The following is an 11,802-nucleotide window of genomic DNA, read 5'->3' as shown; positions in this document are numbered from 1 at the left end:
TCCTTGAAATGCAAACGACAATCTTCCTCCGAACCGAAATGAGCCGTAAAACTGAATATGTTCATAATCCCTGCTTTTTGAGCGCTAATATACTAAAAATATTAGGTGTGTTTGCGGAGAATCAGAATTTTTAAATCACCATCTGATAATTTCCCGAATTTCTCAGAGGTCCACTCAACTTTTTCTTTTAATTGGTTAAAATATTTCGACTCAAAATATGTTAAATAATTTATACCATTTTCAGTTATTTCATAAAGTAATCCATTCTTATTTGGATTTATAATAATCAAGTCTTTTGATATCAATAGCTTTATACTTTCATTTAATATTTCCTTTCTAGAATATATTTGAACACCTCTATTAGGAATTGGTGCGTGAAGGCTTGCTGGTCCACCAACATCATATGTGTTAAGTGACATATGGTCTAAAACCATCAATTTATAAGTTGATGCCCGTTTAAATGGAAGATTTAAAAGAATGACAAGTATCCTAATAGCAATTTCAAAATTACTATTGTAAACTTTGTTTTTAGAGTTTACTTTTTCCATATTACACTTTTTTCATTGGCTAAATAATGACACATCCCGACTTTGTCAAGATTTCGAATTTCTTTATGTAAAGGGTTGCTTGTATATTGCTGAGAAAGTATTTCCAATTTGGCATCTTCTAATCTTTCTAAAGCTTCAACATAAGTACTTAGTCTTAATTTAGATTTAATGACTAATAAAGAGTCTTCTTTCAATTCTTCAAAAGGTGGTGTTGCCAAATCAGCAAAATTATCTCGACTAAATTTATCTAAAGATTCCGTGCAATAAAATGAAGTTCTTTCTTCTTCAAAATGCTCAGCTAAATCCTTATTTGTGGTTTCTAATTCTTTTTGATTTTTTATATCCACCCCCGTTTTTGTTGAATACGCATCAAATAATAAGGTAGTGTAGTTCAGTTCGTGTTTTAGAATAGTTTTTGTTGGTTTTGGTATTAGATTTCTATACTTGATTAAACCACCACCAAAACGCTGTGGGTAGTAAGTAGTTTGTTTGTGCTCATTAATAAGCTCTAATGGTGACTTGTCTTTTATTATAGAAAAATCAAAATTTTCAATGTATACTTTAAATTCCTTAGTTAGGATTGTTTTTGTAGATTTAATTTTAGTTTCACATTTATCTTCCCATTCTGAAATTAGTAAATCATTGAATTCAGTTGGATTATTTATATAATCTAACAATTTTGTTCCGACTCCTTTCGTAGTTAATATATAATATGCTTTTGGAATTTTATATTGGTTCGTAAAGGTATAGTGACATAATTTACCAAGTTCAACCCAAAATAAAGAAGGTGATAAGCTTGTAGAGTAATGTTTGCATTGATAAATATCGATATCCCCATTTTTATAAAATCCCACTATATCTCTTCCCTTATCTCCCGAACCACCATATTGTCTTATCTTATCATATTTGTTATTCAAATATCCATCCGCCCATTCAAGAACTAAGTCTTCGAATTCATCTTCGGATAAACTTCTCATTCTTTCAATTGCAGGTGTTATTTGACCGCCAAGTATGTCATTGGTTGAAAGCCTACCTTTTCCTTTAGGTTTAGGGATGTTTTGAAATTTATTCATAGGTTGTTTTCATATGGCATACAACTTGTTATATAGTTCATAAATATAATGTTATCCCATTTATTTACTAGGAATAACAAAACTTTTCTTTTTGGCAGAGTGTAAAGCGGACTTAATTCACAATTTTGGCTAGGGAATGAAGTGTTCTTTTCCAATATAGCGGGAAGGGTTAGCGGAATGGAAAGCTGAAATTGGGAATTGTGTCCAAGAGATATGTAGTGAAGCTCTTTTCACGGAATGAAGTGGTTGCCTGCTTTTTCAGAAGGCGAGCGTGGAATGTAGGGGAATGTGCTGAACGGATTAAGAAAACTATTAATTCTCATTATTCAGGATTTAAAGCGGACTTAACTTTGAAGGTGTAGGTTGGAATGCAGTTTGACCGTTTCCCGATATTTCTCGGGAATGAACGGGCAAGTGGAATGGAAAACGGAAGCTTTGAAGTTGTGTCCAAGATTATTATAGGAAAGCGCTTTTCCCGGAATGAAGTTTTTCGCGAAATGTAGGGGAATGTGCTGAACGGTACTACTATAAAACCTTAAAATGACAAGCACAAAAAAATCCAGTTTAAGGTACTGGATGAACCTTTTGGCTTTAGGACATTTCGTAAATTTCATCAAACAATTTCTTGTCCAATCGTTCTTGTTGGCCAAAGCTTTTCTTCAGCGTGTTGTGCAAAACTGCATTGAAGGCATTATAACCTAACCACAAATTAGGTTCCTCGTTTAGCAACAATGCTTCATAATTCAGAATTTCCAGGACTTCACGAGATTTTTTCGAAGGGTCGCTGTTCTTGTCGCTACATTCATATCTAAAGAGTTTCGTTTTATCAAGTATGGCTTTTACAAATTCCTGTGTATCGATGATTTTAAACTCTTTCATCTTATCAAATTTCTTGGTAATGGTGTAGAACTCATTGTCCAGAAACTTGTCGAATAGGTTGTTCAGTCTCGGCATTATAAGTTGTGTATTATTCCTACTATGCTTAATGGAAAACTCTATTTCAGCCTGTGAAACGTGTAGTCCGTTTGAACAAACCTCTCGATAAAACCCGAAGTGTCCAGAGGTCTTTTCACTTCCGTCATACGAGTTTTTGAACCGAAGCATCGGCAATATCAAGTCCTTATGGTTCTTGACTGTAAACTGGCTTTTATCGTCGATAATAAAGTCAGTAATAAAAGACCTGTCATTCTTGTTTATGGTGCGTTTGTGGAAGTTCAGCTGTGCATCGGTAAGCATTTCTTCAGCTTTCTTGAAGAATAGTTGATTTGGAATGTGACCATAGCTGTTCGAGACCACATTGACGATTTTGCCATTAGAGATTATGGCATTTTCAAGCCCTCTTCGGGATTCCATCTGTGTTAGACTTTTTAAGGATTTCATTTCTGATGGAACAAAGATTTCATCCTGTTGCAAATTTTGTAAATACATAGCTTTTGAATTTAGATTAAACATTTTCTGATAATACTCGGTAATAGTTGGGATGCTTATCCCTGTAATAAGCCAAGTGACTTTCGCCACTATCAATGTCATAATTTTCACTACTCGACTGATAATGCTTTTCAGCCTCTTGTAGCGAAATTTTAGGTTTTTTAGATACTCGTTTCATAATGATATATTTTGATTAAACAATATTTGAGCAGTACCCAAACGGAAGCTAAAATCTCAGCTCAAAAGGAAACGGAATAAATAAGCGTAGGATGTCGCGTTGGCTTTATGCCGTAGTCTTTTGATGGGTGTATTTTACGAGTTTACCTTTGCGCTAACTATTGATTGATAACCCCTTCCTTATAAATACTTTTAAAACACTATCATAAAAAAGAAAAAGGGCCAGCACGAATGCCGACCCTTCTTCAAACAACAAAAGCTACTCGTTGAGTTCCTGAATTTGCTTTTCAAGAACTGTGATGCGCTCTTTCAAACGTGCTTCACGCTTGCTTCGTTTATCGGCATATTCTTTTTTAATGCCGGCAATCTTAGATTTGTAATATCCTTGCATTGCGTTGTAGAATGAAATGTTCGTCAGATTATTGACGTGATTGCTTTCGCCAAAATGCACTTGCTTTGTGAGCATATAGCGTATCAACTTGTGAAAGATTTCCTTTTTGAACTTCTTCTTGAAATTTTCGACCATTTCAACTTTGGTCATCTTTGAAGTGTCGCCCAAGAACTTTGAAAAATACTTTTGTTGACTCATATAGTCCACATTATTTTCAAAGAGCGATATCGAGAATGCGACCATTTCATCCGTTGAAAGTGTCTTCTTCGTATTAATGTATTTTGTTTCACGAATCATCTGCACAACTTCTTCAAACTGGTTGTTGTTCTCTATTTGATTCTTGCGGATTTCTCTTTCGTTGATTTTAATGATTTGTTCTTCAGGCGTACAATCTACCATTTTTCTGTTGGCCAATGGTGCCGAATATTTCGTAAAATCGTTCTTTGATTTTTCAACAATCTTTACAAAGACCTCATTATGCTGGAATGAATTGGGATGGAACACGATGCCGTTTTTAAATCCATCTTCTTTTGCTGAATTGAATTTTTCCAATGCTTCTATATAATTCTGCATTGCTTCATCCAACTCTGCCTTTAATTCATCTTCAGAATAGTCGTAATGCTGATACTCTTTCTGAATACCCTCGATTGTTGGCTCAATCGAATTCTCTATAATTTCAACATCGTCCAATAGATAGACTTTCAATCCGTTCCTTTCCAATTGAGATATAATGAGCTGATTGTTTTCGTCATCTGCCCAATACTGTCGTATTTCAGGAATTAAAAGGATATTCTCTTTCTTGGACTTTTCAATCAGGTTCAAGAACGATTTACTTTTCTTAGTTTCAAAACAGGCTGATTTTGTACAGACCATTTTACCTTCGCCGAACAGATTGCCTTGATTAGCTGCATTGAACGGACATTCTATACAAGACCCTGCTTTTGGAACCAATTTTTTATCGGCAACATCAAAAGATGCTTTTTCCAAATTGTAGGTCTGGTCTTTAATCATCCTGTTTATCAGATGTGCATTAAAATCTTCGCCCATCGTTTCCAACATCATTTGCTGTTCTTCCGGCTCAAAAAGGGCTACACCGACACCCAATGAAATGGTCATTTCTCCATTACGGACGAAAACCTTTAATCCTTCAATAAGTCCAGCCAGTTTTAAGCGTTGTCTTATAAAGTTGTCGCTTCTGCCTAATCGTTTTGAAATTTCTGTAGCCGAATACTTTTCGCTTAGATAAGCTATTGCATCTGCCTCCTCTGTCGGCTCAACATCCTGTCGTTGTAAATTCTCGATAATTTGAATTTCCAAGATGTCATTACTTTTATATTCCCTAACGATACACGGTATAGTTTTCATACCTGCCAATTTACTGGCACGATAGCGACGTTCTCCCATAACGATGATATATTCGTTTCCTGACTTTCGGACTGTGATGGGTTGAAGTACTCCGTGCTTTTTGATGCTTTCTGAAAGCTCCATTAGAAGCAATTCATTAAAAGTCTTTCTAGGTTGCATCGGGTCTGGAATAACCTTTTCGATATTCAGGTTTTGAATTCGAAGTACGATGGCACTTTGTGTCAATTTCTCTTTGACCTGTTTCTTAACGGTCGCATTCGCTTTACCGTTCCTTCTGGTTTTAACTGCTATTGTTGTCATAATACTTAAATTTTAGATTAAACAATATTTAAGCAGGAACCAAACGGAAGATAAAATCTTGGCTCAAAAGGAAACGGAATAAATAAGCGTAGGAAGAAGCGATGGCTTTATGCCGTAGTCTTTTGATGGAAGTATTTTACGAGTTTAAATTGCGATACATATTGTATGATAATAAACTCCCCTTTTAGATAACTCTATTATCAATTTCCAAATAGTACTTCAGTATTTAGAAATAAATTAGGGATTTTGTTGCAGACAATATCCCTTGATTTTTTGAAAATATTTTAGATTGAGTGATTTAAAAACTTATAAGCTATGCTTCCCAAATAACACTTATAAGTGTTTTGTATTTTTTCGTAGGTAAGCAATATTCATTAAACTCAATATCTTCTTCCCAGTCATTTAATTTAAACCAGGTCGACTTTTCAATGGATTGAGTTTTCTCAGCGCCTTCATAGATAAACTCATAATTTGAATCTATATACTCTTTTGCAACTGAAAACTCTGGTGGCGGAATTTTAGTAATATCGTTTGTATAACATTTAAAATCTTCCGTTTTGCGCCAATAGCGTACAACACCGTCGGCCATAAAGACAACGAAAAAAGGTGCAATTTCCAAACTTAACATTCTAAATATCACAGAAGTTAAGCTGGTATTGAAACGCTCACTTAACTCTTTAATTAAATCTGGACCAAATGGCTTTCTTGAAATAAAGTCTCTAAAAACTTGTTCGGGCATTAAAAGCTCGCCTGCAAAATCGTTTGCTTCAATTTCTTGAATACCTCTTTTGTGAACTTCTTCTAATCTATTCCAGCTTAGAGTTTTCTCATCGTCCAAATGAAATTCCAATTTATCGTGAAGAAAGAAGTGTCCTAATTCGTGCGCAGCAACAAACCGTTTGCGCTGAAGAGTAAAAATATTCGTATCTACCTTAATGATTGTTTTTGAATTACCTCTAATGATGACACCATCTGAACCATTTAATTCTTCCTCTATATAGATAACATCAAAACCAGCCAATAAATCTTTCATAGAAAGCTCTGTGACTTCATCAAATCCGATTTGTTTTAATATTTCTTTGGCCTTGTTACTGCCCTTCTGATTCTTTCTCAAGCATTTCTAAAATTTCAATTAGGTTTTGGTCTTTAATAATGTCTTTAATTTGTTCTTCAGACATTTTTTCCAATCTACTGAATTGTGTTTGTAGTTGATTTGTTTGTATTAAATTGTTCATATACGCAATAGGCCTATCTAGTCCTTTGGTTAAAGCATCTTTAAAATAATTTGATGCTTTATCAAGCATACTGTCATTCTTCAATACATTACTCTTTGACTTTAATCTAAATGTTAATTGCTTGATAAATTTATCTTGTGATAAAGATTGTTCGTTCAAATCGACACCTTCCATCTCAAGCTGCTTCCTAACCAAATCATCAGGAATTGCTTTGTCAAAATTCTCAAGACTTTCTTTTACTGTTTTTTTAAGCTTGTCCACTTCTCGTTGAATTTGATTTTTTTTCTTCTTAATCTTCTAGATATTGTATAAATCACATCGATTGGTTTATCGAGTAAATCCGCTATATCTTTTGGTTTGTCAATTCCATTCGCCAAACACTCAAACATTTCTATTTCCTCTTTGTCCGCCCCTTGGTCTTCCAACTGTTTTATCCATTGCTGCAATTTCACTTCATCATCAATCTTTTCGTAATTGTAGTCTTCAGTAGGCTCTTCATCTGAATAATTTGGAATATTGATTATGTATTCTGATTGAGGTTTTTCATCAGAATCATCGCCTTTTCTTTTTAATTGTTTAAAAAAACTATCTAAATCGCTCTGTAAAGCCCAAAATATAAATTTTTCAAAAGAGCAATTTTCTGGTTTCCATTTGCGTGTACCGTCACAGGCCTTGGTTAATGTTTGTTGACAAAAGTCTTGGAACTGAAAGCCTTTTTTGTTTCTATCACTCTTGTCATAAAAGCGATCACGAGTATAAAGTTCCATCCTGTTTAAGAGGCTCTTTATATCGATTGCGTTAAGCTTTTCTATTATTTCTGAAGTTGTAGCTACCCTCATTCATTAAGTATATGCTTCAATGTCGTAAAAATTTACCAAACGATGGTAAAAAAAATAAAATTAAAAGCATATAAGAGTGTAGCAACTATAAAACAACACAAATGGCAACAAATGGAAAAAGTGGCGATAATCGCAGACACGGTGCAATAAGAAGCAGAACGCAAGTTAAAAATACTAAAACTGGGCTTTACGTAAAAAGAGATTCCGATTCTGGAAGATTTATGGACGTAAAGACTAGCGGCGGAAAATTTAAGGGCGTTATTGATAAAAGCAAATAACGCTTCAGCGAAACCCAACTGCTTTGAATTTGGGCTAATTTAATTTTTTTGGATATGAATTATTCATTTCAGAATGACAAGTTGAGTCTTTGCAAAAAGGACACTTGTCTGCATTTAAATAGGAATAACGCCAAAGTTATTTCCACAATTCTTACTGTGATAACATTTGTGGCAGCTGTATCGGCTGTCGCAAAAGCTATCAAGTAATCAACTAGGCTGGATCTTAAGAATCAGCCTAGTTAATAAATTTAACTCTATGGAAAAAGAAAGATTAGAATATACTGTAAATCGCCTAGACCATTATTACGATAGCGTAAATAATAAAACAGCGGTATATATCGCCATCAATACATTTATAACAGGTGGTACTATCACGCTCATAACTCAAATACAAGAATTACTCAATCAAGAAAACTATTTATTGTTTTTTTTGGCGGCAATCATAACCCTCGGTGTGGGTAGTCTCATCCTATTGGCATTAGCTAGTATGCCATATTTTTCGGCAAAATCAGAGATAGAATCCTTGTATTATTTTGCTAGTATAGGACAGAAAGAGCCTGGTGAATTTTTTGACCTTTCAAAAAACCAAACTAAAAAAGGCAATCTAAAAGATTTAAGAAATCAGGTTTATATCCTTTCAAAAGGGTTAAAATCAAAATTCAGAAAACTTAAATGGGCTTGTGTTCTATTAATCATACAATTTATGCTTTTAGCACCCTCAACCTACATATTAATTAAAATTACCTCATAAAATGAACTTATTTGAAGACTACAAAAATGTAATTAAAAAAGCGGTCGAGAACGACCCTACAAAATCAAACAAAATTTACGGGCTTAGTGAACCTATGCTGGAAAGCAACCGCGAGCATCTTAAATTACTAAGAAATGAACTTCCTGGACGTGAACTTTCCCGCGAAATGAAACTATTTGCTAAAGGAATGGGCGTTAAAGAAACTTTCGACTACCAACCATTGGGAAGTCATCCTGACTTTACTTATCTAAAAGCTACAGACTTGGTTGAAGAGCATTGGATAATATCCGGCTTTATAGATGTAAAGAAAAGCACCAAGCTCTTTAATAACTTTACAAAAGGTACCGTCCGATTGATAACGGAAAGTATCATTCGAGCTTCAATCTTTGCAGTTAATCTTTGTGGCGGCTATGTTCATCGTATTCAAGGTGATGGCTTAATGGTATATTTTGGCGGAAAGAATATTGAAAAATTGAAGGCAGTAGAAGATGCGCTAAAATCTTTTTCAATGATATCTTACTTTGTAAAAAACGACCTCAAAGACTTTTTTGAGGATAATGGCATACAAGATATCCACACAAGGGCCGGACTGGATTTAGGTCATTCAAAACAGGTAGATTGGTTCTATTCTGGTATTGGCGAATCTGGGGAAGTTACTACGTGTAGCTTGCATACTAGCCTTGCACCAAAAATGCAGAGTAATGCCAAAAACAGCGGAATTGTGGTAGGGCACAATGTAACAACCCAACTCAGGAAAGACAAGTATTTTGAGCAACGAAGCAAAGAAATACACGATTATGAGGATGGACGGAAATATTATCAATACAATTTCGATTGGGAACGCTACTTGGTAGATAACAACTTGGCTGTTCAAAACGATATGGGCGTTCTAGTATTAACAATAAATACCTTGCCTGACCCAAACAGGAACAGTAGAGATTTATACCCCATTGCATCCAAAAGCAAGCCTTATTTTAACTATGACTAAGACAAATCTTAATTATGATATTGATAGCTTTTTGAGTAAGTATTATTCTTTTAAGGAAGTGGATAGTCCTAAACCTGGTTATTTGGCCCTTAAAGGGAAAATTAGTGTCCTCGATAAGAAAGGCAAACTTTGGGGTCAATTTGAAATTCTCATTTTAATTAATAAAATTGAATACCCATACACTATTCCTATTGTCATCGAAAAAACTCAAATAATTGATAGAGATTGGGATTTCCATATCTCAAAAGAAGGCGTTTGCTGTTTGGATATTCCACATCAACTTTTAAAAAGAAAAAGGCGAGGAATCACATTTGAAGAGTTTTACAGGAATGTCATATATCCCTTTTTTGCCAATTACCATTACAAGGAATCAACTGGTGAGTATGCAAATGGGGAATACAAACATCATTTTGAAGGAATAGCTCAATTTTATCAAGAGGAATTCGACCTCGAAAATCTTGAAGATATAGTTGCACTTTTGGAAACTTCGATAGGTGGTATTAAGCATCAACCCAATATTGAATGTCCGTTATGTGGAAAACCTAAATACAAAAAATGTTGCCGTAAAAAAGTTTATAGCTTAAAAGGATATGGTATGCAGCAATTAAAAATAGATTTGGTTCTATTTAGGCAACAACTACTTAAAAGAAAGAAAGTATTAGGCTAACTGTCAGCTCAAAATAAAATACATACACAAATGATATCAATAATTATCAAAGCTAATTAGTCAATGAAAAAGCCCCAAATGTTGTACCTATGTTGTACCCAAGACATAAAAAAAGCCTTTCAATTTCTTGAAAGGCTTAATTTTACTAGTAGCGGGAACAGGACTCGAACCTGTGACCTTCGGGTTATGAGCTTGATCTGGATGTATTTCAAAATACTCTAAATCCCCTTGAAATCTACTGTTATCAGTAATATCAATATTTATTAGCATCAATTAATTCCGTTTAAAATCAAATTATTCTGTACTTATTCTGTACTACTTTTTCAACTTTTACTTATCTTTAATAGGATATAAGATAAATACTTATGGCTAGCATCAAAGTTGTTTTGCGGAAAAATATGATGAAAAAGGATGGCACCATTCCTTTAGCTCTTAGAATTAGCGAGAATTATAAAACGAATTACAAATGGCTTGGACAGTATGTCCTTGAAAAAGATTGGGACAAAGTTGTTGGAAAAGCCAAGAGAACTCATCCCAACTATCGAAAGCTGAACAACTTCCTAATGAAGAAATTGACGGAAGCCAATGACGTTTATTTCGATTCAAAAGATGAGAGCATTACCCCAAAACAAGCGAAGCTAAAATTAAAAGGCCCGGGGGGCTCAAAATCGTTTTTTGCTGTCGCAGCAGAAAGAATTAAAGGTAAATATGATCGAGGAACTTTTTCGGTGGCCAAATCAGAGCTTTCAATTTTATATAATCTGGAGGAGTTCCTTTCTTTCAAATCTTCTCTTCCGAAGAATGAAGTTATTGAAGGAATCAAACAGAGAAGAAAGAATAGGGTTAGTAAGGCCCGTAAATCAGAATATTCATTTTTGGCTGGAGTTGACAATTTCAAGAAAAACAAAAATCTAAAGTTCAGGGATATTGACGAAGCATTTTTAGAAAAGTTCAAAACTTTCTGTTCCGCTTATTTAAATCAGAAAAAACGGACTATATCTAATCAACTTATATTTGTAAGAACCCTCTTCAATATTGCAATAAAAGAAGGAATTGTTGCCCCTAAATTTTATCCTTTTGCTGGTGAAAAAGAAAAAATTAGAATAGGTTCAGGAAATAAAATTGGTTTGACAATAAGCGAGGTTGAAAAAATAGAAGCCTTGGAATTGGAAGAATATTCCTCTATTTGGCATACTCATAATATTTGGTTGATTTCATTCTATTTTGCAGGAATCCGTATATCTGATGTCGTCAAATTAAGGTGGTCAGATTTTAAAGATAACCGTCTTTATTATATTATGAACAAAAATGAAAAACCACTGAGTTTGAAAATTCCAGATAAAGCTCAAGAAATTTTAACCCTATACGAAAAAGACAAAAAGAATAATAACGGATATATTTTCCCTTTCCTTATAGGTACTGATTCTAAAAACGCTGAAGATATATTTAGAAAAACTCGCAATGCTACAAAACTTTGTAATAAGTATTTAAAACGAATTGCTCTACAATGTAATATAGAAAAAAACTTATCAAACCATATTGCTCGTCATAGTTTCGGAAATATTGCGGGAGACAGAATTCATCCTTTAATGTTGCAAAAATTATATCGCCATAGCGATTTAAAAACGACCTTAAACTACCAAGGAAATTTCATTCATAGAGACGCTGATGAGGCTTTGGATAATGTGATTAATTTCTAAAATCTTATCTTTTGGCAAAAAAGATGATCAGTTTATATTGAGTTAATGCAAATACAAAGTAA

At 34.0% G+C, this 11,802-nt stretch carries 13 protein-coding genes; 5 read left to right on the top strand and 8 right to left on the bottom strand.

The genetic code is table 11. The features are described 5' to 3' along the window. Positions 1-101 precede the first annotated feature (101 nt). The 8 genes from RE431_RS13665 to RE431_RS13630 all read right to left on the bottom strand — a co-directional run bounded on the left by RE431_RS13665 (position 102) and on the right by RE431_RS13630 (position 7,356). Positions 102-548, bottom strand: coding sequence for an ABC-three component system middle component 2 (locus RE431_RS13665; RefSeq protein ID WP_309562546.1), 447 nt, complete (start codon positions 546-548; stop codon positions 102-104). Beyond that, the gene (locus tag RE431_RS13660) at positions 536-1,621 is read right to left on the bottom strand and encodes an ABC-three component system protein (protein ID WP_309562545.1); all 1,086 of its coding nucleotides are present in this window, start codon (positions 1,619-1,621) and stop codon (positions 536-538) included. The genes RE431_RS13665 and RE431_RS13660 overlap by 13 nt, the downstream gene beginning before the upstream one ends. Positions 1,622-2,212: 591 nt before the next feature. Beyond that, positions 2,213-3,049, bottom strand: a complete 837-nt coding sequence (locus RE431_RS13655; RefSeq protein ID WP_309562544.1) for a DUF932 domain-containing protein — start codon at positions 3,047-3,049, stop codon at positions 2,213-2,215. 16 nt (positions 3,050-3,065) lie between these two features. After that, positions 3,066-3,227, bottom strand: a complete 162-nt coding sequence (locus tag RE431_RS13650) for a hypothetical protein (protein ID WP_309562543.1) — start codon at positions 3,225-3,227, stop codon at positions 3,066-3,068. Between the two features lie 258 nt (positions 3,228-3,485). After that, on the bottom strand, positions 3,486-5,282 hold the full coding sequence (locus tag RE431_RS13645; RefSeq protein ID WP_309562542.1) for a ParB/RepB/Spo0J family partition protein: 1,797 nt from the start codon (positions 5,280-5,282) through the stop codon (positions 3,486-3,488). Between the two features lie 313 nt (positions 5,283-5,595). Further along, entirely contained in the window at positions 5,596-6,396 is an 801-nt protein-coding gene (locus RE431_RS13640) for an ImmA/IrrE family metallo-endopeptidase (protein WP_309562541.1), read from the bottom strand. Next, a complete protein-coding gene (locus RE431_RS13635) occupies positions 6,371-6,778 on the bottom strand; it encodes a hypothetical protein (RefSeq protein ID WP_309562540.1) in 408 nt (135 codons plus the stop codon). The genes RE431_RS13640 and RE431_RS13635 overlap by 26 nt, the downstream gene beginning before the upstream one ends. Then, positions 6,754-7,356 carry a hypothetical protein gene (locus RE431_RS13630; protein ID WP_309562539.1) on the bottom strand — a complete coding sequence of 201 codons (603 nt, stop codon included), beginning with the start codon at positions 7,354-7,356 and terminating at the stop codon, positions 6,754-6,756. Before RE431_RS13630 ends, RE431_RS13635 begins: the two co-directional genes overlap by 25 nt. A gap of 101 nt (positions 7,357-7,457) precedes the next feature. On the opposite strand from RE431_RS13630, the gene RE431_RS13625 reads away from it, so the two are divergent. From RE431_RS13625 to RE431_RS13605, 5 genes are all read left to right on the top strand, one after another. Next, positions 7,458-7,634 (top strand): hypothetical protein, encoded by a 177-nt coding sequence (locus tag RE431_RS13625; protein ID WP_309562538.1) that lies wholly within the window; start codon positions 7,458-7,460, stop codon positions 7,632-7,634. A gap of 256 nt (positions 7,635-7,890) precedes the next feature. Beyond that, positions 7,891-8,385 carry a Pycsar system effector family protein gene (locus tag RE431_RS13620; RefSeq protein WP_309562537.1) on the top strand — a complete coding sequence of 165 codons (495 nt, stop codon included), beginning with the start codon at positions 7,891-7,893 and terminating at the stop codon, positions 8,383-8,385. A 1-nt stretch (position 8,386) separates the two neighbouring features. Continuing rightward, positions 8,387-9,373: a hypothetical protein gene (locus RE431_RS13615; RefSeq protein WP_309562536.1), complete on the top strand. Its 987-nt coding sequence runs from the start codon at positions 8,387-8,389 to the stop codon at positions 9,371-9,373. Further along, the gene (locus RE431_RS13610) at positions 9,366-10,040 is read left to right on the top strand and encodes a hypothetical protein (protein ID WP_309562535.1); all 675 of its coding nucleotides are present in this window, start codon (positions 9,366-9,368) and stop codon (positions 10,038-10,040) included. The genes RE431_RS13615 and RE431_RS13610 overlap by 8 nt, the downstream gene beginning before the upstream one ends. Before the next feature lie 365 nt (positions 10,041-10,405). Then, positions 10,406-11,740, top strand: a complete 1,335-nt coding sequence (locus RE431_RS13605; RefSeq protein ID WP_309562534.1) for a phage integrase SAM-like domain-containing protein — start codon at positions 10,406-10,408, stop codon at positions 11,738-11,740. The last annotated feature ends 62 nt before the right edge of the window (positions 11,741-11,802 follow it).

The organism is Christiangramia sediminicola, assembly GCF_031344135.1.
Classification (GTDB): Bacteria; Bacteroidota; Bacteroidia; order Flavobacteriales; family Flavobacteriaceae; genus Christiangramia; species Christiangramia sediminicola.
Note: the sequence above shows the minus strand (reverse complement) of the source record. Positions and strands in the feature narration are given on the sequence as shown.

Bases quoted from the DNA above. Each gene is read 5' to 3' on its own strand.
- RE431_RS13645 (WP_309562542.1), bottom strand. From the start codon at position 5,282: ATGACAACAATAGCAGTTAAAACCAGAAGGAACGGTAAAGCGAATGCG.
- RE431_RS13610 (WP_309562535.1), top strand. From the start codon at position 9,366: ATGACTAAGACAAATCTTAATTATGATATTGATAGCTTTTTGAGTAAG.
- RE431_RS13625 (WP_309562538.1), top strand. From the start codon at position 7,458: ATGGCAACAAATGGAAAAAGTGGCGATAATCGCAGACACGGTGCAATA.
- RE431_RS13660 (WP_309562545.1), bottom strand. From the start codon at position 1,621: ATGAATAAATTTCAAAACATCCCTAAACCTAAAGGAAAAGGTAGGCTT.
- RE431_RS13655 (WP_309562544.1), bottom strand. From the start codon at position 3,049: ATGTATTTACAAAATTTGCAACAGGATGAAATCTTTGTTCCATCAGAA.
- RE431_RS13615 (WP_309562536.1), top strand. From the start codon at position 8,387: ATGAACTTATTTGAAGACTACAAAAATGTAATTAAAAAAGCGGTCGAG.
- RE431_RS13605 (WP_309562534.1), top strand. From the start codon at position 10,406: ATGGCTAGCATCAAAGTTGTTTTGCGGAAAAATATGATGAAAAAGGAT.
- RE431_RS13620 (WP_309562537.1), top strand. From the start codon at position 7,891: ATGGAAAAAGAAAGATTAGAATATACTGTAAATCGCCTAGACCATTAT.
- RE431_RS13665 (WP_309562546.1), bottom strand. From the start codon at position 548: ATGGAAAAAGTAAACTCTAAAAACAAAGTTTACAATAGTAATTTTGAA.
- RE431_RS13630 (WP_309562539.1), bottom strand. From the start codon at position 7,356: ATGAGGGTAGCTACAACTTCAGAAATAATAGAAAAGCTTAACGCAATC.
- RE431_RS13650 (WP_309562543.1), bottom strand. From the start codon at position 3,227: ATGAAACGAGTATCTAAAAAACCTAAAATTTCGCTACAAGAGGCTGAA.